Here is a 21,874-nt window from a genome sequence, read left to right as displayed (position 1 = left end):
GCGGGGGTCTATGCGCGTCGCTTCGAGGACTCCCCCTTTTTAAGCATCGTCTGGCGTTCCGCCTCAGCATACCGATCTATATCGTTCAGGATGAGTTGTTGGAATGCTGGGTTCAGACTGCGGAAGCTGACCAAGAGCATCCTTTCTTCTTCGGAAAGTGCCGACACCCCATCGGCATCATCATGTCCGAGTGAAGGCAATTGGCCGGGATCCAGACCTTCCACGAACAATTGCCAAACATCCAACCCGAAAGCCCGTGCGATTTCCGCAACGCTTTCAACACCCGCGCTGCCCTCGGCGCGGCGGACGCGGTCGACCGTCGAGCGCGTTAAGCGGCCGTTTGTTTTTTTCTCCAGTGCGGCATTCGACAAACCGGCGCTGCGCATCAGCTGGTCTACGTTCGCCCCGACGATTTCTGTAGCTTTTTTTGCCATACCGCACTATGCCGCGCTGGCGCGCAGATATGTGGGTTGAAATAACCCAAATACGGGTTAGAATCTTCGTCTGTGAGCGAACTTCAATTTTTCGACCGGGTGCTGGCCCGTCTCCGCGCCGTCCCATACACCGACCTCAAGACCGTCGCGGACGCCACGCATGTGTCTCTTAGCAATCTAAGGAAGATTCGCTACGGCGAGGTGAAGAACCCGGGAGTGCAGACGGTGCAGGCTCTGGATGACTACTTCGCAAGGATAGACGGCACCGGCGGGCACCCTTGTCCCATTCCCGAATCCCTTCGGTCTCCCGACCCGACCGTCAAGAAATCCTGAGCGTGACGCCAATCTACTGGTGTTTAGCAGCTAAACAGCGGAACTGGTGTGTGGCTGCTCTGCGCCCGTACCCCACAACACAAGAGGGATCGCAAATAGCATGAAAATTCTCGCAGTCGCACAAGGAAAGGGCGGTGTTGGCAAGACCACGACCGCAGTCAACACCTCATTTGAAGCAGCCGAAGCAGGAGCTAGGGTCTTGGTTGTCGACTTGGATTCTGGCGACATCTCCAAGACCATGGCCCGGTTCAAGCTGGAAATCCCTGCAAGCGCGCTCTTTCTCGACAGCACGCCTGTGGCGCCGACACACGACTCGAGCATCTCCTTGATCGCGGCAGATCAACTGCTGGCGAACTTGATTTACATGCCGCTCGAGACCGCGCTGAGAAATTTCCGGGTAAATCTGTCGGCCTTCGCCGAACAAGGTTATGACCTCTGCGTGATTGATACAGCGCCGGGCGTGAGCATCGCCTTGGCAGCAGCGCTTCACGCTGCCGATGCGGTCATATCACCTGTGGAGATGGAGGAGTACAGCATCGAAGGGATCAAGAAGATGATGCGCGTGATACTCAATGCTCGGCAGCGCAATCCTAGGCTGCAATTTCTCGGGCTTCTTCCCAGCATGGTGGATCGGCGGAATCCGCGCCAGGTCCGCCATTTGGCAGAAGTCCGTGCCACCCACGAGAAGCTGCTTGCGCCCGTCACCATCGGCCTACGCAGCAGCGTCGCTGAAGCACAGTCTATTGGCGAACCCGTCTGGAAATCCAAGAAGACTACCGCGCGTGCGGCCGGCGCCGAAATGCGTGCCCTGGGACAGTACATCCGCGCCAAGATGGGAGTAAAGGCATGATGGATCTGAAAGGACTGGGCGACCTCGCCTCGATGCTGGACGGCCCGCAGCGACAGGTCGGCGAACCCGACCTATTCGACGTGGATACGATCGACGAGGACCGGAACGTCCGGCTGGATTACAACCCAGGCTTGAGCAAAGAGAGCATCGACGAACTTCGCGAATCGCTGCGCCGCGATGGAATGTTGAGCCCAATTTCGCTCAGGCCTAACCCGGATCGTCCTGGTCGGTTTCTGATCAACTTCGGTCACCGACGCTTTCGCGCGGCCAAGGCTGAAGGTTGGTGCCAGGTGCCCGGGATCATCCGGCAAAAGTTAGATCGCTTCGCACAAATGGCCGAGAACATGAAACGCGAAGCTATAACCGCTCTTGAGATTGCCGAGTTCATCCGCGACGAGTTGGCGCAGGGCAAAACCCAGAGCGAGATCGCTGTCGGGCTTGGAAAGTCGAAGGCCTGGGTTACCCAACACGCAAAGATGCTCGATCTGCCGCCTGCGGTAGCGGAAGCCGTCGCCTTGGGAAAAGTCACGGACGTGACGCTGGCCAGCGAGCTGGCCGTTGCTCATCGAGAAGATCCGCAGGCTGTTGCAGATCTGCTGAATGCCACCGAGACCAAGCCGACGCGGTCCGCAGTGAAGGCGATTCGGCAAAGCACCAAGACGAAGGACCGTCCGGCCGTCCCCGAGACTCATGCGCAATCCGAAGATCGCGTTGAAGATCGACAAGAGGGGCAGGCGGTGGATCAGGGTGCGACGATCACTTTTGTGGCCGACACGACCGGTATCCGCTTTCAGCGCGAAGTCCCCAGCGACGTGAAGGCCGAACTTCAACGCCGTAGAGACGTACTCGAGAAAGCCGAACAAAACCGGCCCAATCCCGCACTTCGCAAGGCAGGGATCGCCGCGCTGGAACGCCTCATCGTCATCGCTCGACGCGATACCGGACAAAGCCAACGCGTAGCAGATTTCCTGCTGGCTTGGTGGAACGCGACCAGTTGCGGAGGATTCGATCTGGCTGACTTCTGGAGCGTGGATGCCGAAATCGCGGACGACATGCTCGTTGTGATCGGCCTAATCCGCGAAAGTCGTGCTTATCCTGACACGTTGGGGACACCTGCTGACCAAGCATTCCAGGAACTTGTCAAGCTTTGGAGGCCGCACCTTGCTAACGAATGAAGAAGCGTGCCGATGTTTAGCGGCTAAACACCATCGAAAGGTAGCCATGATTAGTATGAAAACCAACATAGAAGGCGGTCGCTCGCAGCCAACGGAGCTTCAGACCGAACAGACCGGAGTAGGGATGCAGAGAAGAAGGTGTACTACTCATTCAAGATCCAAACAACGCGGCGGCGGCTCCAGGAAGCGATGCAGACAGTCGTCCTAATGCAGACCCTAGCGGATCATTCCGAGAATGAGATTGCCATCGCATCGAAGCGGATGGTCTCCCACGCCAAAGACATTGAAGCCGTTTGCATGACGTTGCGGGTGCAAGTATGCGACGAAGGAAGATTTGTAGAATGCCTTCAAACTATGACGGCGGAGCACGTGTTTGTGGAGCTGAGCCAGGCCAGTCCAGCGGATCCGGTCAACGCACTCCAATTCAGGGACTCTGAATCATTCTGAACATCCATGAACGTCGTGATCCGCTACGCGGCACGAAGTCGCCCCTCATCTGCTCACATAACCAATCCAAAGTGTTCAAGGAAGTCGCTATGCAATCCACGAAAGCTCTCGCTAAGCTCACCGCACAAATTGAAGCCCTTGAGCGACGAGCCAGAACGCTCCGCGCCAATGCCCGCGCGTCGGCCGTACGAAAGATCGTCGCGCAGATGCACGAGTTTCAGATTTCTCCTTCAGATGTTAAGGCCGCGTTTGGCGCGATGAAGCCGATCCGTGCCAAACAGAAGAAGGCGCTTGAACGGCCCGTGCCTCGTCGCGTCGTGCCGGAAAAGTACCGTCATCCCGAAACTGGCGAGACCTGGACTGGCCGTGGGCGTGCGCCCCGGTGGCTCGCTGCGGCCGAGCGAGCCGGCGCCAGCCGTGAGCAGTTCCGAGTCTAAAGACGGCGAAACCCCCTATCTGGGGGCCTATCGCGGTAAAATGACGTTCCCCTGGAGGTCCACAATTGCTAAGCGCGCACGACCGGAAAGAACGACGCCACGCCGTTGCCAATGCGGTCGCTAGCCAGCGGCTTGAAGGCATGGAGCCGGATGCGCATACTGTGGCGGATCTCATTCGAGGATCGGCCGGAGAATTGAGCGTGGCGGACGTCCTTCGAACTCTGAAGGATCGCATCGCGGCCGGCGAATTTCGTTCGACGCCCGCACGATAGCTTCGATGACCACATAGGCCAGCTCATGGCCAAGTACCCCATCAACGCCAAAGACCCCTACGCAGATCCTGATACAGGCGTTCTACGCAACCGCTTGGGCATCAGCGATCAAGCCGAATTGGATCGAGTGGAAGCGACCTTTGCTAACGCGATCCGATGAGTTGCATCAACGATTGCCCGAGACTTTGCTGCAAAGCCGATCATCTGTCCATTTCCGGGGTGCTGTGGTTGATCATCGTATGGTTTGCTAATTACGAAAAAGGGGCGTGTGCGACCTGCGTCATGCCAGCCGGCCCATGGCCTCTCGGCATCGCAAAAGCGCCTCTCCACACCAAGACTCGCGAGGACAGCGCTATAAAAACGCAGCGATCGCTCGAAGTCGGTCACGCTGACGAAAACATGTGAAAACACGCTGGCTCCTCGTAGAAAGCGGTGGGCGCTATATGCGATCGACCTATATTAATGGGCAGCTGCCGTAAACGGATGGCAGTTCTCGACTGTCATGCTCAATCCACCGCTTCACCGGTCTGCGTCTTGAAGATCGCAATTTCCTCCATCAGCCATTGTCGAAACGCCTGCACCTGGGGTTTGTGCAGTGCTTCCGGCGGACAGGCAAGATAGTAGTGCCAGGGGCTTTTGACCGCCACGTCAAACAGCCGCACCAACTCACCCGAGGCAATCTCCTGCATCGCGACCACATGTCGCACCAGTGCAATGCCGTTCCCTGCCACGGCCGAGCGGATCAGCATCGACAAATCTTGAAATCGAACGCCTCCGGCGGGCTCGGCAAGCGTCAGATTCGCTGCCTGAAACCAGGGCAGCCAGGGTTCATCCGAGCGCAACAGTTGCGCTGGTGTGAGCTGCTGTGGGGTGGCCGGCAGACCTCCCCCGTTGTAGCTAGGGCTTGCAACCGGGTAATACGAGTCGCCCATTAGCCGCTGCACCGCCAAGCCGGGGTATTGGCCCTGACCAAAACGTATGCCTACGTCAATACCGTCGCGCACCAAGTCGTGCAGCCTTCCGCTGGTCTGCAAAACCAGCTCTGTGCCCGGGTTCTGTTCAATGAATTTGCCAAGGCGCGGAGCCAGCCAGCGCGCGGCAAATGACGGGATGGACGACACCGTGATTCGCTTTTGCCGCGATTCTTCGCGTATCGCCTGGGTGGCCTGCGCGATGTCCTGCAATGCGCGGCGCACCGCCTGCGCGAACTGCGCACCTTGCAGGGTGATCGTCAAACGCTTGCCATGGCGGGTAAACAGCGCGACACCCAGGTCTTGCTCCAAAGCCCTGATCTGGTGGCTGACCGCACCGTGGGTGACGTGCATCTCATCGGCGGCGCGGGAGAAGTTCTGATGCCGGGCGGCCGCCTCAAAGGCGCGCAAGGTCAGTAAATTGGGCAACCGGTGTAGCTCTGACATGAGTCTATATGAATTTATTTGGCAAGGATGTCAAAGATAAATCGTTTTGCGAGCGGCGGCCGCACCCATAGACTTCACCTACGTTTTATTTTTGGAATCCGCCCATGCCGCAGAACATGCCAACCCTTTTTGTTGACCACCAGTTCACCAGCCCCTATGCGCTGTCCGTGTACGTCACCTTGCTTGAGAAAGGCATTGCGTTCTCCACTGATTGTCTTGACCTAGCTGCACGGCAACACCAGCAAGCCGCGTATCGTCAGCAGTCTCTGACGGCCCGGGTACCCATGTTGGTGCACGAGGATTTCACCTTGTCGGAGTCCAGCGCCATTAGCGAGTATCTGGAAGACGTCTTTGCACCGCCCGCGTATGCGGCAGTCTATCCACAAGACGCACACCTCCGCGCCCGTGCCCGACAGGTCCAGGCCTGGCTGCGCAGCGATCTCATGCCTATTCGCAACGAGCGCGGGATGGACACGGTCTTCATCCAACCTACGGTGACGCCCTTGAGCGCCGCCGCGCAGGAAGCTGCTGACAAACTGTTCCAGGTGGCCGAGCAACTGCTGCCCGCGCAGGCCGCAAACCTTTTTGGTAACTGGTGCATTGCCGATACCGATTTGGCGGTGATGATCCACCGCTTGATCATGAACGGTGATGCCGTCCCAGAACGCCTCAAAGCCTACGCAGCCCAGCAGTGGCAGCGTCCAAGCGTGCAGCAGTGGGTGCACCAGCAGCGCGCTTGATTGCCGTTCAGTCATGATCGCCTGCTGCCGGCGCCCTGTGGCGCGGGCAGCGCGAGGGACGCAACGGTCAGCCGGAGGTGAACCGGCTGGGGCGAGAGGCATCTGAGTCGCTGCCGATACGGGCGTGCCATCTCGTGCACAAGCCACCCGCGGCCAAGGGCAGATATGAGGGCGCGCTGCGCGCCAGTCATAGTGCGTTGCGTACGGTGGCCACGTTCCAAGTGTGTTGCTCCAGCGACGGACGGAGAGGAACTGGACGGCCGCTTCTGGCCGGGAGTGGTCCCTGACGCGGCCGACCGCTTCTAATCCCGAAGCGGAGCTAGCATTCCTCACACGATAGACTCACCGCTCTTCTGATATGTGGCCACTATGTTCTCCCAGATGAACGTCCGACCCGCCTCTCGTGAAGACATCGATTCGATCATTGAGCAGGATCCGATTGCCAAGTACGAACTGGGTAGGAGGGTGTTTATCGCCGATGCGGTGGCCGCTGGCCAATGCTGGGTCGCAGTAGAAGCGATGGGTGCTTCGGCGCTGATCGGTTACGGGGTACTAAACAAGTCCTTTTTCGAAAACAACTTTGTCCCGCTGATCGTCGTCAAGGTCTCGGCACGTCGCCGTGGGGTGGCTACAGCAATCATGACCGCGCTGGAGTCGCAATGCGCAGGAAAGTTGTTCACGTCGACAAATACGTCGAACATCGCGATGCGCCAATTGCTCAAGCGGCTTGGCTTTGTCGAAAGCGGTTGGATTGAAAATCTGGATGACAACGACCCCGAACTTGTGTTTGTGAAGCTCCGATCATCCTGTTGATTTTCCCGGTTCGTCTGGAGATGGCCGGAAGGAGGCTATCGTGAAAGCCCGCTTCCGACCCCAACCGGTCGCCGACGGACGCTGATCTTGCTGGTCCGGCTGGACCCTCCCGGTTGAAGCCGTATACGGCCCGGGCGACATACTGTGGAGCAGGACAGCCCAGGCCGATGCGATGATTAATGGAGACCAATCTTTAGTTCAGCCCACGTACAGGGCCAATCTAGTGAACCCCGCGTTCCAGAGAACGGTGGCGGGCCGAGACCCACTTTGTTCGCAAGTGCGTTGCGCAAAGGTGTGCGCAAGGGCCGTGGCCGCGAACTGTGCAACCTCAGCCCAATCGCTGGTGGGTCCGAAGTGCTTTTTCAGTATCAGATTAGTGAACTGCCCGGGGTCTTCCTTGATCCAGCCCGCTTCAACTAACGTGTCGGGAATCATGGCGCCTAAGCCGTCATCAGATCGGTAGTCGTATAGTGTTATATCGACGCCGGACGAAAAATCGCCGTCAATCAAGATGACACCACGTTCCTCGTAGCGCGCATCGGCCAACCTTTGCATGGATATGTGAATCGCTGCGCTGACACCTTGGGGAATATGTTCCAGTAACCTCGTAAGCTGTGGAACTGCCTTTTCGATGTCCGTGTCGAGATCCTGCTGGATTGCGCCGTGCCCGTAATCCATTGCGGGGTTTGTGTCGCCGCGAACGACCTGTTCAGCCTCCATTGATTCCTGAAGCAGAAGATCGTCCAGCGCTACGCGGCAGTTGCATAGAAAGTCGAAGGGGGGGACGCCGTTCTGATGCGGGCTATATGGTCCGGCGATCTTCATCCCGGGGCAACCGGAGCGGCACAGAGAAGTGTCGAGTTTGATAAAGCCGGTCGATTGGAGCACATCCGGCGACGCGTACGATTTTCGGGAAAAGGCCTCTATCACCGCACCCGTGTACTCTCGAGAAAATTCCAGGGCCGATGTCAGCACTGTGGCGGACGGAACGACCCCTTCGCGAAGAACGTAGACGTTTTCCAATGCTTCGGCGACGCCTGAAGTACACCAGACGCCCTGCGGGCCAATTTTGGCCAGCAAACGGTGCGCAAGTGCATCTTTCGACCCGCTGACGGACAGCCCAAAGGCAGCGGCGGTCTGCTGGAGTAGCTTTGTCGTAAGGGCTTTCAGAGCTGTTTGTGCATCGACATCTCGCCCGCGCGCTGCCCAGCCCATTGCCCAGATGAAGTGAAACGCGGCCTCATTATCGGGCGCTTTTAGTGTGCTGCTAGAGGCCCCGTGCCGGGCTAATTGTTGAAGCCTGTGAAGAACGTCTGTATTAGGGCATTGCGCTGCAAGGTCGGCCAACCATTTGCGGTCCGTCGTATTAATGGCGCAGCCCCGTAGCAATGACACGGGAATTGGCAGTTGGATTTTTTCTGCCAAAGCGTCTTCAACATCTGAAAGCACCATCGCGCGCTGGGAGTCGCTTGCTGCCGTGAGAAAACGACGGCTCTGCTTCGCCAGGGCGATTTTTTCTTGAACAAAGGAGCCTTCACGCTCTATGACGTCGTCCAATTGCGGACAGGTCCATTCGCCCCTGAGGTGCAGTAAAGTGAGGGCATCATAAGAAGCAGCTATGGCAAAGGCGAATGCGCGCCGACTACCTAGAATTTCCAAGGCGTAAGCTTCACCTGGAGCTGTGCTAGCGACTCCCTCGTGCCTACCGGCGAACTCAGGATCACAAAGGGTGAAACGAAAGTCTGATAGTGGTAATTGCGACATGAGAACAATGGCAAGGTTTGAAGGATGGATATTGCGGTCGGAGCGCGAGGACGTCAACAATATCTACAAGGCGGAAGCGATCTTCGACCATGATCCAGCATAGGTCGTGGCTCATTCGATCACTTTCTGACAACGAATGGATGAGCCCATAACTATCAACGATTCGCCCATGGCCGAACAGAATTTCACCGGGTCGGTGTTCGTTGATTCGCGCTTTCAAGCTGCTGCGCCTGCACGAGTGGGCGGAGGTATTGTCACTTTTTCACCTGGTGCACGTACAGCTTGGCATACGCATCCTCTAGGCCAGACGCTCATCGTCACTTCAGGTCTGGGGCGAGTACAGAAATGGGAAGATACCGTGCAGGAGATGCGCCCGGGCGACGTCATTTGGATACCACCGGGCATCAAGCACTGGCACGGAGCCAGTCCCTCAGTCGGTATGAGCCGCGTTGCAATCGCTGAATCCCTAGATGGGAAGTCGGTAGATTGGATGGAAAAGGTCAGCACGGACCAGTACGGGCAATGAACTTGATCGACACAAGCATTCATTGATTGAAAACTGGGACTTGTTCGAAAGAAGGGGCCTCGGCGCGTTGCCTTGGGTTCCACGATTGGATCGCCCGGGATGCGAGTGCGCCGGTGCTTAAAGTAAAGCAGTCACTGAAGCTACAGTAGTCGGCGACCGCTCCTGGCCGGCAAGCGTCCGCTCGCCGGCCGGGATCCATCAAACCTCTGTTTGTTCAGCCATCTCAAGCGCATCGTCGACTTCGATGCCAAGGTAGCGGACTGTGCTTTCCAGCTTTGTATGCCCGAGCAGCAGTTGTACAGCCCGAAGATTCTTCGTCCGGCGGTAGATCAGCGAGGCTTTTGTACGGCGCATAGTGTGGGTGCCATATGCGGTATCGTCTAGGCCAATCGATGCGATCCAGCGATGCACAATCCGGGCGTACTGCCGCGTCGATAGATGTGGCGACGTATGCAACCGGCTCGGAAACAGAAAATCCGCCGCCTTTAGCCCTCGCGTCTCGATCCATGCTTCAACGCTCTCACGGGTTTGCCCCGTGATCTCGAATTGCACCGGACGCTGGGTCTTCTGTTGCATGACGGTTGCTCTCGTGGCTACGTGGCTTCCGTGACGGATGTCCTGCACCTGCAATCGCGTGAGATCGCACGCTCGAAGCTTGCTATCGATTGCGAGATTGAACATTGCGAGTTCGCGGACGTTCGACGCCATCTGCAGTCTCGTTCGGATTGCCCAAATTTCTCCTAGCTTTAGAGGTGGCTTCTGCCCGGTGAGTTTGCCTTTGTTCCATGGCACACGATGGCCAACGGTGACATTCGTGGATTCCATGACAATGTCCTTTCGCGTAAAGGGAGATTCAGTGTGCTCCTACGGAGGGTCGCTATGCGACCCGTTGCTGCCGTTCAATCCGCGTAAGCCTGTGCCTACAGCGTGGTGAAATCGGTCATTCATAGTCAGCTGCTTCTGACACACTCCCGACATGGGCTAGCGCTAAATAAGAAGGAAATTAGTCGGCGCGCGGGTCTGCCCCAGAACACATACCTGTCAATTAACTCCAAACTTCGCCGCGCGGTATTGGTCATTCCACCAACGCACTAGTTCAATATGCTGCGGGTGAGAAAGCCAAGTCACATTGTCGTCGGCTTGCGGATCTCCCCCGAAAACTAGCGGCTTTATGAGCCACCGTACCTTCCCGCAAAGGCCGGGGTCCGACTCAAGTTCCTGACTGGCAGGCGGTTCGAATCGGGAGAGATACTCGGCATCAAGCGGGACAGTAGGAATCGTAAATGTAGTCCCCGACAAGTCTCTGACAATGAAGTCCTGCCATCCGCGCAACCCTACAAGCGAAAAGCCGGGCAAAGTCGAATCAAGCTCGCACGTTTTTTCGAAAGCCTGCGCTTGGTCGAGTGAAAAAAAGACCAGGTAGTCGTCGCCGTACCAACCCTCGTGCATGCATGTCCTCATATCTAAACTAAATACACCCGGTTATAACCGGGCTTTTCCCGCAATAGTCTGGGGTTGCTGCTGCGGCGGCGCCTGGCCGCAGGCAGCCAGTTGGGTTAGCTCGCTGATTTGCGCTCAATGCGAATCACCTGGGGGTCAACGGCATCCATGAACATGTAGCAGCGGCCAAAGAGCGCCGCATTTCCCTGGTCGTCAAACACATTCGGCCCGGCGCCGGTAATCAGAACCTCATCAGTGGCCCGGGCGTCCAGATGCCGCGTCTGAATTTCGGCCCAATGGTCGTCAACCAGTTCCTTAAGGACGACCGTCGCGACGTCGTGGTTGTATTGAACAACGATGTTGCCGTCCCTCATTGCGACCGGATTCATGTCAATGTGAGCGTGAAAAACGCTTCGAAGGGCAGCCAACGCATGCGCCTCGGCGCCAGTGTCGGACAGCCCGTCCGGAAGTATGGAAATGGTGCCCTCGCGAAACACAGCGAAATCTCGGAATCCGTTGCAGTACGTGTGGGTTCTGTCCACGACCCTATTGATGGGTATCGGGTAGGTCGGCCGCCACGCGGGAACCGCAGGAAACTGACTATCCGCAGGCGCTTGTGGGGGGCTCAACCGAGGGGCGTGACGCGGCTCGCTCGCCTTCTTCTTGAATGGCCAAATCATGCTATCTGTTCGATTCAATACATGTTGGTGGTGGACAGCCAACACTATAGATCGAGCGGCAGTTCCTGCCGTCCGCTATTAGCCGTCGGAGGTCATCGGCTACAGACCACTTCCGATCAAAGCAAAGCCATATCATGGCTGCTTCAACGACCTTGACGAGATTACGGCGTCGCCGCTTGATATCCGCTCTGCACGAAGTTCCAAATCTCTTCGACTGAGCCGTAATGCCACGGCTCTTCATCTTCTGGATTCCACAGCAGCGCTTGTTGATTGATTGGATTCCAGCCGATCACATTACCCACTCCATCGTCACCGAACCAGATCACATCGGATAACGCCAAAGGATAAGGCGCTTCCTCCCCGCGGAGCCAATCGTTCATTCGCCGAATGCAGTCTTCGGTTCCATTATCCAGCGGCCTTACCAGCCATAGACCTTCGGATGGGTGGTAGCCGTCCTGAAAGTGTTCTTTGACGATTGCCGGAAGTTCAGTCGGGATGAATTTGAAGGGCATTGGTTCTCCATTGGAAATCGACGCGTGGAGGGTAGGCTACCCGAAAACTTCATTTTTTGAGAGGCCGAAACTGGCCGAAAACGGGCCCAGACCGACGTCCGAGTTCGACCCGGAGCGGAGCCGCTCTCGATCCGAAGTCGATCGATGCGATCGTTCCGGGCTTTATCCGCTGGTATCAGAAAAGCGTTAAGCGCCAGTCCCTGAATCCGGCAAGCATTCGAATATTTCGCCACTTGCTGCAATCCGTAGAAACTCTAGCTGATCGCTTCCGACCCGCGCCGCTGGGGAGTATCCGTATTTATCCGGAGGTGCCGTGAGAAAAGTGAGTGCCCGTCGAGCCGCAGCAGAAAATGCGGCTCGCTCTTCTGTCGTCATTTCCTCTAGATATGCTGGAATTACCTGACACAAGCTGGAGGCATCGTCAGGGTCAAGTGGACCCTCAAACATGAGTAAGCAAAAATGGTCAATGGCGATATCGGCAAGAGTGTTCACGGAACTTCCAAGGAAAAGTTGAACGGCGGATTATGGCCGTTAGCAGGCCTACGCCGACGCCCCGCTTCCGACCTATCGCGGCGTTCGACCACGAAAAAGCGCTGGATCGCTCGTCGGGTTGTGGCCGCTACCACACGATCGCCTCCCACGGCGACTGTCAGTACCCGACTCGGATGGCGGGGCGGCGGGGTCCTCAATGGACAGGCCGTTCCACCGCGCCAAGTGGACGTCAACTCGGAAAGTCACTCATATGACGACGTTTTAAACCCGAGGGTTTGTACCGAAGATCAAAGGTCGCGACACGCATACAGTGTGCGCGTGTGGAGGAGGATCTTGATGAGAGCACACGATGAACTGACTAAAGTGCGGGCTGAAATACGAAAACTGAAATCTAGGCTTCGCTTAATTCGCGCACGCGGCCGACGCTCCGCGTTGCGCACGATATTGACCCTAATGGATGCGAACCAGCTTTCTTTGCACGACGTCTCAGTAGCCGCGGGCGGCGCTGCAGATGGGGTCGAGCATTTCCGCGGATTTGTCGGTACTCCATCGAAGCTGCCACCGAAGTACAGGCAACCGGGGACCAACTTAACGTGGACCGGTCGCGGGCTGACGCCGCGATGGATCGTGGCTGCCGAAACGGGCGGTGCTCATCGCAGCGTATTTTTGATAGACAACCCTTTGCAGCGTCGTTGAACGATCGGCGGTTGTTCTATTGCTTCGGGTCGACTGTTTTTGAGCCTAGCGCCTTTTTCTACAAACGCCGGAGGCTTCGGGGAGCAATTCGACGCGTCGTATCAAAGGCCTTCACCAAGCCAGCCCGCGGTCGGGCCACTTACGGTGGAGCGGCATCACTGTCAAAGCGGTCAACTCTGGGCGTAGCGTGCTTTAAGAATATGCATTGATGACCGTTCGAATCGTCAATAAGCCGGACGACACCAAGCGGCGCTGAGTTCCGCCGGTGCTCGATAGCAAGCACCGTCAGCTGGAGGTTGTCCCAGATCTTTTCAACGACCTGCCCAGGTGCTTGACACCGCCAATCTGTCGTCGCGACTCACTTCCGTAGCTGGCAAGCCACCACTTTTACGACAGTGCCGTCGGGCAGTTCATATCGTCCATCGCCTAGCCACGCCACTTGCCTGCCGTCCGGCAAACAGCAGTAGTAATGTGAGCCGTCATCATCGCCGGGAAGCGTTCGGCAACGCCTTTCGATTCTGTACGTATCGCCGCTGTCGCTGATGGCCAGCACTTCTAGAGCCCGCTGGGTGTAGTCCGTCATAACGTTCCCCTGCAGCATAAACTTGGCAGATTCATTTGCTCACTAACCCAGTAATGATTCAACCGGGCATACCCTGCCTGAAGCGCGATTGGCGCCCTTCGCCTATCGCTTCGGTGGATCACACACCGGTATAGATTGACCAGCCAAAATTCCCCGGCATGCAACCGAAGCTGCCAGGCGACTAGGCTGGCGCAAACCCGTGTCGGCCACAAGAATGTTCGCGCTGCGGCTACGGCAATGCTGCCATCGGAGCGTTTGGCGTTTGCCGCACCGAGCTAAGTGACCGCCTGGCGGGTTTGTAGGGAGAAAACGTACTGATGCACGGGCGCCGCCTGTCCGCTCCGTTCCATGACCAAGCGCCTTTCTCCTCGCAGTTCGATTGATCAGGGAGCGTCACGAGGACCTCGGACAACGGTGAGCCGTAGGCCACGGTTCACCACTTCTTTTGATGCGCGTGAGCGGGGTCCGTTCAATATGCCAGCGGACGACGCCTTCCCGGGGCACTTGACATCATGAACGACAGTACGGGGAAGATCCGCCACGCCGGCGATGCCAGAAGGAAAGATCAAAATCCCTGATGACAGCGACGGAAGAGCTTCTATAAGATCGCAGCGCCAAGAGGTCATGAGCTTGCAGGCTCATGCGTAGCGAGCGCGCAGAAATAAGGGTGTCCCCGTTTCGGTGGGGCACCCACAGCGTACGATCACGAAACTAGGTGGCTTGCACCTTCCCCCGAGCAACTTCGAACCAATTTACGACTATCAAGAACTAGCATGCCAGAATCGCCTTCAGGGTTTCCCGAACAAGACCGTTATCGACTCCTCGTAGATGCGGTGATGGATTACGCAATTTATCTTCTGGACGCAAGCGGCCGGGTCAGTAGTTGGAACCCGGGCGCGGAGCGTTTCAAGGGCTATAAAGAAGAGGAGATTATTGGCCAACATTTCTCTGTCTTTTACACCGAGGAAGACCGCTCCGAAGGCGTGCCCCAGCGCGCGCTGGAAACGGCAAAAAAGGAAGGGCGCTTTGAAGCAGAAGGCTGGCGCGTGCGAAAGGACGGAACTCGCTTCTGGTGTAGCGTCGTCATTGACCCAGTCTATGATGGTGAACGCCAACATGTGGGCTTCGCGAAGATCACGCGCGACATTACTGAACAAAGAAGACACCGGGAGGAACTCCAAGCCGCGCGCGATGCGATGCACCAAGCTCATCGCATGGAAGCAATTGGACGTTTGACGGGAGGCGTCGCCCATGACTTCAATAATTTCTTAACGGCGATCCGATTCTCCGCCGAATTTCTGAAGAGGGCGGGGGAGATGCCGCCTTCGCTGATGCGATACGTGGGGATCATTTCCGACACTACGGAGAAGGCGGCTCAACTAACCCGTCAACTCTTGGCATACGCGAAGAAGCAGCCTCTGAAGCCGCACGTATTCGACGTGCGTGACAGCCTCTCATCGCTTCGAGAACTGTTCGAGGCATCGGTTGGCTCTTCCATCGCCGTAGCGTATGAGATTGGCGCCGGAAATACGACTATCTACGCAGACCCGGCCCAACTTGAATCGGCGCTTTTGAACTTGGTGATAAACGCGCGGGACGCGATGCCCTCAGGCGGTCGCCTGACTATTTCGGTGCAAGGAATTGACGGGGCGCCGACGCTGAGCGGAAGTATGAATTCGGATGCGCCGCACGTTGCAGTGGCCGTGGAGGACACCGGCACTGGGATGGAAGAAGACGTCGCTAAGCACATTTTCGAACCGTTCTTCTCGACTAAAGGCCACCACGACAATTCGGGTCTTGGCCTAAGCCAAGTACAGGGTTTCGTCAGGCAGTCCGGAGGTGATGTCGAAGTCCAGAGCCAGTTAGGAAATGGGACAACAATAACCCTTTACCTGCCCGCTGCGGATTCCACACCCAAAGCCGGCGATACGAACGCTCGGCGGTCTGATCGCCCGCACGTGCGGAATCGCGTCTTGCTGGTGGAAGACAATCGCATGGTGGGCGAGGTGGTGTTTACGATGTTAGAGGACCTGGGCCACCAAGCAACTTGGGTGCTTGATGCGGAAGCGGCGCTGGCACATCTAACGGACAAAGCGGGTGCGTGCGACATTGCGATTCTCGACGTTGTGCTCCCGGGGATGAATGGCGTAGAGCTGGGTCGCCATATCCGAAAGCAATGGCCTAACGTACGGGTCGTGCTAGCCAGCGGATATAGTGACGCTATCAGTGGCGAAGCGGCCGTACCATTTCCGGTTATGCAAAAGCCGTACTCAATTGACACTTTGACGCGTGTTCTGCATGCACCTGAAGACAGCTAGCGCTGGAGAGAAAGCCATGCCTGGAGCGTGACACCGGCGCTGGTGCCGTCAATCACGCCTCCTATCCCAGAGGAGCAAAAGAAAGCGCCCCTACAAGGGCGCTGGTTTTCCAGAGAGATCCTGCACTAGAGCATGGTAGTTCTAGGAAGGCAAGGGTCCGGGTTTCGGAGATACGTTGTTGGAAGGGCATCGCGCTGGCGCGAGGGTTTGGTGTTTCGGGACACGCTCACGAAGTCGCTTGGCCGATGCTGGTCTCTGTTCTGGCTCGGAAATTGATGTGTCCGCTTGAGTCAACCACGGATAGCGAGCGATTCTCCCGTTCTGATTTGCCGGCTATGTTGCCTTGTATGCTCTGGAAAGTAAGGGCGCGGAGAGCTTGATTTCAGTTTCTTCGACCGCTTCGATCGCCTGTAAGAGCAGCGCCTCCTGGACGGCGAGAAACTGGCCATAGTGCGCCGTCGAAATCTGGGCTCGCAGCTCCACTTCAATGCGTCCAACTGCGACGCCGGTACAACGGACGCGAGGCCAACCTTCCGACTTTTCGACCATCTCGTGGGACGCAATCAGACTGTGAAGGCGATCCAGTAGGAGTCTGATCTTGCTTGCGGAGTTGGCTACGTCAAGCGAAAGGGTGTGTACGAATAGACACTTGTCGCGAGCCGTGAAATTCACGATCTTCATTTTTGCTAGATCACTATTCGGTACAGTGACTAGCGTCCCATCCAGAGCTCGAATTCGGCTTGACCGAGTTCCTACCGTCTCGACCGTGCCGCGCTGGTCGCCGAAACGAATAGTGTCCCCGATACGAAACGGGCGGTCCACGAATAGCGCCACCCCGCCAATCAGATTTTCAATGGTGGATTGCGCAGCCAGCGCCAGCGCGAATCCGCCTACACCTATACCGGCGATAAGACCATAGGCCGGTATGCCGATTTCGTTCGCGCCATAGACGAGGATGCCTCCAACAGAGCCAATTGCAGCGATTCGCGCGGCAAGCCGCAACAAGTGAGCGTCGAGGCTGTTTCCCGTCCTTCGAGGCGCCTTGATGGTGGCTTCGGCCAACAAAAAACACCCGAGCCATACCGCCCATGCAACGATAGCGTAAAAGGCCGCCGTCGCAATAAGACTCTCACCCGTAGCAAAGTTCCCCGCAGGATTGATATGCGCAATAACATACCAATCCGCAACGAAATAGATGGCTAGAAGCGTTAGAGGTATGGTTATCCGCCACGCAAGCCTTCGCAGTTCACCTCCGTGTTGCCCCCGTCGTCGAGCCACAACGGTCCATCCATAGGCCAGCCCGAGCATCGTAAGTCCGACAAGCGCGATGGCAATGATCTTCCACACCGGTGTGTCGAGATAGACAACTCTCAACGCGTCAGGGATATTGTCTGTTAGCCAACCGGGAATCAGAGGTCCCGTTGCGCTGATGTGCTCGCGATGGAAGGAAGCATATTGGCGTGGGGCCTGAAGGGGAAGATTGCGCACGCGTCCGTAATAGTCGGCTAGACGTGCGATGCTGTCGCTGGTGACGAGGTAGTCCCCTGCACTGGGCCCACTTTCCACGCGCGCGAGCTGGATATCGGTGCCTGGTATTGTCCAACGTGCTGGCAGCGCTTTGTCGGTCGAAGTCGCCCCTGGAATGGAGTGCGGATCAAGGGGCGCTAGCCGGCTGAGGATATCCGCAAGGTAGGTTAACGAAGCGTTGCCAACCTTTACTCGATTTGCCGACGGCAGTCCGCTCAGATCTAAAAGCCCTCGTAGGCGATCAAACTGATACCGAACTTCGCGTAGGTTGGCGAAGCTCTTGTCCGTCTTGTAGCGGGCGTATGACTCTTCGAGGCGTTGCGCCCCAGAAATCAAAGACTGATAGGTCTCGCTCGGGCTTGCTCTATTGACCGGCATCAACGGATTCCCGCCGTTGTTCGGCAACGAAGATGCAACCGCCGCTGAAGCAAGCAGCGCGATGCAAAAACCGAGGACAGTCCATGTCAACTTAGCCCGGTAAGAACTTAGATCTGCCACTTATCTCTCCTTCGATGGCCCGGTTGAGGGCGACATTCCCACGGAATACTTTCAGCACGCCATGCCCTGTCCTGGGATTGTTCGCGTGGCTCCCTGGATGTCGCACGCTATCAAAAGGGGTGACATTTTGGTAGGCATTCTTGCCTTAACTTATTTGGGCCAGGAGCATAACATTGCAGTCCAATGCCCACGCCCTCGGCGTGGGGAGGTCAAGATTTTGACTGCGGCGCCGCGCCTACGCCGCCGCCAATTAGCGGCGAGCTTGGAAACTAGCACCGCCTCCTAGAAGAAAGGTAGGCGGTGCGCGCGCGAGAACACACGGGTTCGTGCCTCGGAAAGAAAGCCGGGTACGCGCCATCCAATTTCCTATATCCCGAGGCGGCTGCGGAGGGGCGTTTTTGCTCAACCATCAGATCATGCTTTCTGATATTGAAAGATCTTCGCTCCAGTTTTTAAAGCCTCATGGACAGACTTTTTCGGCGCTCTGTTCGCCAACATGTCATGCGCAGGCTTTCGTCACTCACCGAGGGTGAGAAGCAAGTCCTTCGCTATTCCCTGGCCAAGAACACGCGAGCGAACATGCTCAAGGTAGACGATCGGGCAGTCCAAGGTCCTGTAGCGGATCTGGACGCATGGCGAAGGCCTGCGTCCGGCCTGAACTTCTGACGGTGCCAACCAAACGGCGGCATTACATGCCGGATACAACGGCGGATGAGGCCCCGCCAATTTTCGCATAGGCGAACGACAGACCGTTCATGGCCATTTAAGGCCTTTCGGTTATGTTTAGCCGCTAAACACCAAATTCAAAACACGTCTATCCGGACCCGTGGATATGTGGACGATCGCTTCGCGACCGCTCCGCTCGCTGTGCTCGACCCGTGGACAACCGCTGATGGACAAACGGTGGACAGGCTCCGCCTGACCACGCGCTTGACCACAGGGTATGCCCACCGGCTACCCGCGCTTCTCCCACATACCCACCGGCCCCCATCAAGCAGCCAAAAGATGGATAACTTCAAAACAGGCACGGTAGGTACTACTGCACGTCGTTCAGGGAAAACGAAGCCGAGCATGTAACCCGGCACAGGGGCCAACACTATCGTTCGTCGCCGATGGCCTTCATCTCCCTTTCCTCAGTGATTGGAGCAGATGGTCATTCCACGGCGTGTTCGCGACATAGAGTCGATCGTTGACTTACCAAGCGCACTCTGAAAGAGCCATCAAACGTAAGACGGAATCGATCGTTCGAGGGTAACGGGCGTCTTCGTGCCGTCCGCTATCCGGGCGCCTAAATACGCAACGAAGTCATGATTGGATCCAGCGCATCCACCATCCCTGGTAGTAGCGTCGACCGTCGATCTCTTCAAAGCCGCAGACCATCATGCCTCGGTCCGACGAGAACGTTAGCAATTCCGGCTGTAACAGGTCGGGTATCGCGCCCTTGTCGGCCGCCCCGAACTTTTGAAGGCCGTCCATAGTCATGACGCGTATGTACCGCTTCATGTCATCGCGCATGATGGAGTACATCCGAACCGTGCCGGTGAGCGCCGGACCAGGGTCCCGGTCGTGACGTTTTACGCCAAGATGATGGGTACGAGTGACAGTGCAAAGCATGATGTGAGGGTGGAGTAGTACTGTATGGATGAACAGTATAAACCGAGTACTGCTACGCCCTTGAATGGATAGGGCCGCGTGCGCGCCATGCCGGCCAGTGGGCCGAGGCTGGGCACTGCGGTCCCGCGCTGCAGCGACTGAGATGTCTACGCGCCGCAGTGTGTCAGTTATGCCTCGAATTGTTGCACTGGTTGACCCAACCGCAGTGGTTCGGGAAACTAACGAAACCGTCTCTCGGAGAACCATCATGCGTTGCGTTATGGAACTGGGTGCGATGGCCGCGCGCCGAGGCGACTCGATATTTTCGTGCCCTTTCTTGAAGGCCCACAACATGCCGGCGCATAGTGGACAGCCGATTCATGAGTGGCAGGCAGCTGTGGACGCTTGGGAAGCGGGGTGGCGATCTGTTCAGGATGTTTGCAGGCCGCGGCTGGCGTCACGGGTCCGTGATGACGCACTTCCGATAGGCTTCCGCACGCGCGAGCGTTCGATAGAACATGGCGCCGACCTCTAACAGGCGGTCGAGTTCTTCGGCATCCAGTTTCCCACTGCATCTCTCTAGGCAGGAAGCGTATTCATCCAGGATGTCCGCCCAGTCCCCGAAATGAAGTGGAGGGGGGGAGCGAAGGATCATCGTTGCAAGAATTTCGTCTGAGTTCATCGCCATTTTTTTTACGCACGCTGGCATGGTTTAGCCGAAGACAGGTCCCCGCAAAGATTGTTCCCGATGTCGCCCGCTAGACGGCTCAGCCTAGTTGCTGGGAGTTGTTCAGCCGCTAACTTCGGGGCGGACTACAGGTCGGGGACGCAACGAACCGCTGGCGCCGTTATATTGGTTCTATGGCGTCCGCAAGCTGATATTTCGAATTTCCCACCTCTTGTCGCACCGGGTGCCAGGTGAAGGCGTCTTCAGGCACGCCTTTGTTCAACAGCTCCCGGGCGTCGTCCGTCAGGTAGGACGGGTTGATCCATCGCCAAGCGACATCCGATGGCAGCGCAACAGGCCGCCTGGCGTGGATGTCCACCATCCCCCCTTCGGTGTCGTTCGTCACGATAGCGAATCCGTGCGCGGCATCGAGTTCGGTGCCCGGTTTCCACGCGGTGAGCGCCGCAAAGTAGAGCGGGCCATCACCGTGAATGTAGTGGGGCTGCTTCGTGCCGTCCGCAAGCACGGGCCACTCGTACCAGCCGTATGCCGGCACCAGAATGCGGCCAGCCCCGATGAGAAAGCGCCAGGGCCATCCGTTTTCAGGATGGTCTCCAGCTTCGCGTTGCTCATGAAGTGTTTGGAGTCGGGGCGCTTGTAACCCCACGGCAGCTTACCTATGGCCTCGGTGCCTTCAGCCAGGCGATGCAAAGTAAGCGGGCGCGTGCCCGGGGGTATGTTGAATCGCGGCCCCGTTGGGTCCGCGAAGATCTGGCTCTGGTTGGTAAAGATCCGCTCAACGTAGTTTAGCGGACCCGATTTCTGGACAATTCGACCGCACATCGCTGAGCTCGTGGAAAGGAGCTATCAGTTCAGTATAGGCTGCGCTCTTTTGGCTCGTGCCTCTAGTCCTCTCCCGGCCCTAAAGATTCCGCGATCCCTTCTTGCGCATCGAGCAGGAAGGCCCTGGATTCGGACGTCAGGATCATTGATGGCACGGCCAGTTCAACCAGGCAAGTGAGCAACTCAGTGAACCACCATTTCGCATCAACTCCAACAGGAGCGACATGGGTGTAGGTAAGGTAGCTGACCGCGCGTGTGACTATGTTGGGATCTCGACCACATTCGATCACGTCAGCGACCTGCGTAGCTGCAATTCGCATGAATTCGCCCGCAAGCTTCGCCACGGCAATCTCGGGAGTTCCCTGTTCTGACCATAGGGCGCCTCTCGCCAAATTCCGGCAGGCGATCTGCAATGCAGCAAGGTCAACGTCTTTCAAAGGCCTTCCTTGAAGGGTTGGTATGACAGGACCGAGAGTGGCCGGGTCCTGGCAGCTGACAGTACTTGTATTCCTCCCCGCAAATTCCGGCAAGCTATTGTTCAGATCGAAGAAAATCGGGCTGCAGGAGTGATGTGCGGCATAGGCAGCGTACCCAAACGATTCCACGTCTGGCGCGCACGTGGCAGGCAGAGTAGCTTCCGTCTCTGGCCAGACTTGTTGGTGCGGCTCGCGCACAGCATCCTCGTAAGGGGAATCGCCCGCCACAACGCTGATCACGCCCCGGCTCTCAGCCGCCGCACTTGCTGTTATAGGGACGCCATCCGATTCGGACAAGGCGAACGGTATGGTGCTGGGAACGGGACCAGCCTGGGTGTCA

At 57.3% G+C, this 21,874-nt stretch carries 21 protein-coding genes and 1 pseudogene; 11 read left to right on the top strand and 11 right to left on the bottom strand.

Annotated elements, in window-relative coordinates:
* Nucleotides 1-8: 8 nt before the first annotated feature.
* Nucleotides 9-434 (bottom strand): hypothetical protein, encoded by a 426-nt coding sequence (locus DVB37_RS20930; RefSeq protein WP_120156678.1) that lies wholly within the window; start codon nucleotides 432-434, stop codon nucleotides 9-11.
* Nucleotides 435-506: 72 nt separating this feature from the next.
* Here DVB37_RS20930 and DVB37_RS20925 point away from each other — a divergent pair, with 72 nt between their 5' ends.
* The 5 genes from DVB37_RS20925 (at nucleotide 507) to DVB37_RS28785 (ending at nucleotide 3,948) form a co-directional block, all read left to right on the top strand.
* Nucleotides 507-767 (top strand): hypothetical protein, encoded by a 261-nt coding sequence (locus tag DVB37_RS20925; RefSeq protein WP_120156677.1) that lies wholly within the window; start codon nucleotides 507-509, stop codon nucleotides 765-767.
* Between the two features lie 100 nt (nucleotides 768-867).
* Nucleotides 868-1,617: a ParA family protein gene (locus DVB37_RS20920; RefSeq protein WP_120156676.1), complete on the top strand. Its 750-nt coding sequence runs from the start codon at nucleotides 868-870 to the stop codon at nucleotides 1,615-1,617.
* Nucleotides 1,614-2,792: a ParB/RepB/Spo0J family partition protein gene (locus DVB37_RS28995; RefSeq protein ID WP_120156675.1), complete on the top strand. Its 1,179-nt coding sequence runs from the start codon at nucleotides 1,614-1,616 to the stop codon at nucleotides 2,790-2,792. Before DVB37_RS20920 ends, DVB37_RS28995 begins: the two co-directional genes overlap by 4 nt.
* A gap of 536 nt (nucleotides 2,793-3,328) precedes the next feature.
* Nucleotides 3,329-3,676: an H-NS family nucleoid-associated regulatory protein gene (locus DVB37_RS20905; protein ID WP_120156673.1), complete on the top strand. Its 348-nt coding sequence runs from the start codon at nucleotides 3,329-3,331 to the stop codon at nucleotides 3,674-3,676.
* Nucleotides 3,677-3,816: 140 nt separating this feature from the next.
* Nucleotides 3,817-3,948: a hypothetical protein gene (locus tag DVB37_RS28785; protein WP_240434165.1), complete on the top strand. Its 132-nt coding sequence runs from the start codon at nucleotides 3,817-3,819 to the stop codon at nucleotides 3,946-3,948.
* A 506-nt stretch (nucleotides 3,949-4,454) separates the two neighbouring features.
* Here DVB37_RS28785 and gcvA read toward each other — a convergent pair.
* The gene (gene gcvA / locus DVB37_RS20890) at nucleotides 4,455-5,366 is read right to left on the bottom strand and encodes a transcriptional regulator GcvA (RefSeq protein WP_120156671.1); all 912 of its coding nucleotides are present in this window, start codon (nucleotides 5,364-5,366) and stop codon (nucleotides 4,455-4,457) included.
* Between the two features lie 104 nt (nucleotides 5,367-5,470).
* On the opposite strand from gcvA, the gene yfcF reads away from it, so the two are divergent.
* Nucleotides 5,471-6,106: a glutathione transferase gene (gene yfcF, locus DVB37_RS20885; RefSeq protein ID WP_120156670.1), complete on the top strand. Its 636-nt coding sequence runs from the start codon at nucleotides 5,471-5,473 to the stop codon at nucleotides 6,104-6,106.
* 369 nt (nucleotides 6,107-6,475) lie between these two features.
* Nucleotides 6,476-6,919, top strand: a complete 444-nt coding sequence (locus tag DVB37_RS20880) for a GNAT family N-acetyltransferase (RefSeq protein ID WP_120156669.1) — start codon at nucleotides 6,476-6,478, stop codon at nucleotides 6,917-6,919.
* 198 nt (nucleotides 6,920-7,117) lie between these two features.
* Here DVB37_RS20880 and DVB37_RS20875 read toward each other — a convergent pair whose 3' ends face one another.
* Nucleotides 7,118-8,578, bottom strand: coding sequence for a hypothetical protein (locus DVB37_RS20875; RefSeq protein WP_162941264.1), 1,461 nt, complete (start codon nucleotides 8,576-8,578; stop codon nucleotides 7,118-7,120).
* A gap of 280 nt (nucleotides 8,579-8,858) precedes the next feature.
* Between DVB37_RS20875 and DVB37_RS20870 the strand changes: the two are divergent.
* Nucleotides 8,859-9,209 (top strand): annotated as a pseudogene (locus DVB37_RS20870) (cupin domain-containing protein); the annotation flags it as partial.
* A gap of 198 nt (nucleotides 9,210-9,407) precedes the next feature.
* Here the strand turns inward: DVB37_RS20870 and DVB37_RS20865 are convergent.
* From DVB37_RS20865 to DVB37_RS20850, 3 genes are all read right to left on the bottom strand, one after another.
* On the bottom strand, nucleotides 9,408-10,034 hold the full coding sequence (locus tag DVB37_RS20865; protein ID WP_120156666.1) for a tyrosine-type recombinase/integrase: 627 nt from the start codon (nucleotides 10,032-10,034) through the stop codon (nucleotides 9,408-9,410).
* 731 nt (nucleotides 10,035-10,765) lie between these two features.
* Complete coding sequence (locus tag DVB37_RS20855) at nucleotides 10,766-11,191, bottom strand: hypothetical protein (protein WP_162941263.1); 426 nt, start codon at nucleotides 11,189-11,191, stop codon at nucleotides 10,766-10,768.
* 299 nt (nucleotides 11,192-11,490) lie between these two features.
* Complete coding sequence (locus DVB37_RS20850; RefSeq protein ID WP_120156663.1) at nucleotides 11,491-11,841, bottom strand: hypothetical protein; 351 nt, start codon at nucleotides 11,839-11,841, stop codon at nucleotides 11,491-11,493.
* A gap of 459 nt (nucleotides 11,842-12,300) precedes the next feature.
* On the opposite strand from DVB37_RS20850, the gene DVB37_RS28990 reads away from it, so the two are divergent.
* Nucleotides 12,301-13,029: an H-NS family nucleoid-associated regulatory protein gene (locus DVB37_RS28990; RefSeq protein ID WP_120156662.1), complete on the top strand. Its 729-nt coding sequence runs from the start codon at nucleotides 12,301-12,303 to the stop codon at nucleotides 13,027-13,029.
* Between the two features lie 358 nt (nucleotides 13,030-13,387).
* Here the strand turns inward: DVB37_RS28990 and DVB37_RS28430 are convergent, their stop codons facing one another.
* Nucleotides 13,388-13,612, bottom strand: a complete 225-nt coding sequence (locus DVB37_RS28430) for a hypothetical protein (protein ID WP_162941261.1) — start codon at nucleotides 13,610-13,612, stop codon at nucleotides 13,388-13,390.
* Nucleotides 13,613-14,385: 773 nt separating this feature from the next.
* Between DVB37_RS28430 and DVB37_RS20840 the strand changes: the two genes are divergently transcribed.
* On the top strand, nucleotides 14,386-15,930 hold the full coding sequence (locus tag DVB37_RS20840) for a PAS domain-containing sensor histidine kinase (RefSeq protein WP_120156661.1): 1,545 nt from the start codon (nucleotides 14,386-14,388) through the stop codon (nucleotides 15,928-15,930).
* 333 nt (nucleotides 15,931-16,263) lie between these two features.
* Here the strand turns inward: DVB37_RS20840 and DVB37_RS20835 are convergent, their stop codons facing one another.
* Both DVB37_RS20835 and DVB37_RS20830 read right to left on the bottom strand, forming a co-directional pair.
* Entirely contained in the window at nucleotides 16,264-17,955 is a 1,692-nt protein-coding gene (locus tag DVB37_RS20835) for a mechanosensitive ion channel family protein (RefSeq protein ID WP_162941260.1), read from the bottom strand.
* Between the two features lie 1,305 nt (nucleotides 17,956-19,260).
* A complete protein-coding gene (locus tag DVB37_RS20830) occupies nucleotides 19,261-19,431 on the bottom strand; it encodes a hypothetical protein (protein ID WP_240433948.1) in 171 nt (56 codons plus the stop codon).
* A gap of 202 nt (nucleotides 19,432-19,633) precedes the next feature.
* Here DVB37_RS20830 and DVB37_RS28985 point away from each other — a divergent pair, with 202 nt between their 5' ends.
* Nucleotides 19,634-20,083 carry a CrpP-related protein gene (locus tag DVB37_RS28985; RefSeq protein WP_371683082.1) on the top strand — a complete coding sequence of 150 codons (450 nt, stop codon included), beginning with the start codon at nucleotides 19,634-19,636 and terminating at the stop codon, nucleotides 20,081-20,083.
* Nucleotides 20,084-20,396: 313 nt separating this feature from the next.
* On the opposite strand, the gene DVB37_RS28780 is transcribed toward DVB37_RS28985, so the two are convergent.
* Nucleotides 20,397-20,771 carry an SOS response-associated peptidase family protein gene (locus DVB37_RS28780; RefSeq protein WP_240434164.1) on the bottom strand — a complete coding sequence of 125 codons (375 nt, stop codon included), beginning with the start codon at nucleotides 20,769-20,771 and terminating at the stop codon, nucleotides 20,397-20,399.
* A gap of 349 nt (nucleotides 20,772-21,120) precedes the next feature.
* Entirely contained in the window at nucleotides 21,121-21,495 is a 375-nt protein-coding gene (locus tag DVB37_RS20810; RefSeq protein ID WP_120156658.1) for a hypothetical protein, read from the bottom strand.
* Nucleotides 21,496-21,874: the final 379 nt, after the last annotated feature.

Source organism: Achromobacter sp. B7 (genome assembly GCF_003600685.1).
Lineage (GTDB): Bacteria > Pseudomonadota > Gammaproteobacteria > Burkholderiales > Burkholderiaceae_B > Achromobacter > Achromobacter spanius_B.
This window is presented reverse-complemented; position numbering and strand designations above follow the sequence as displayed.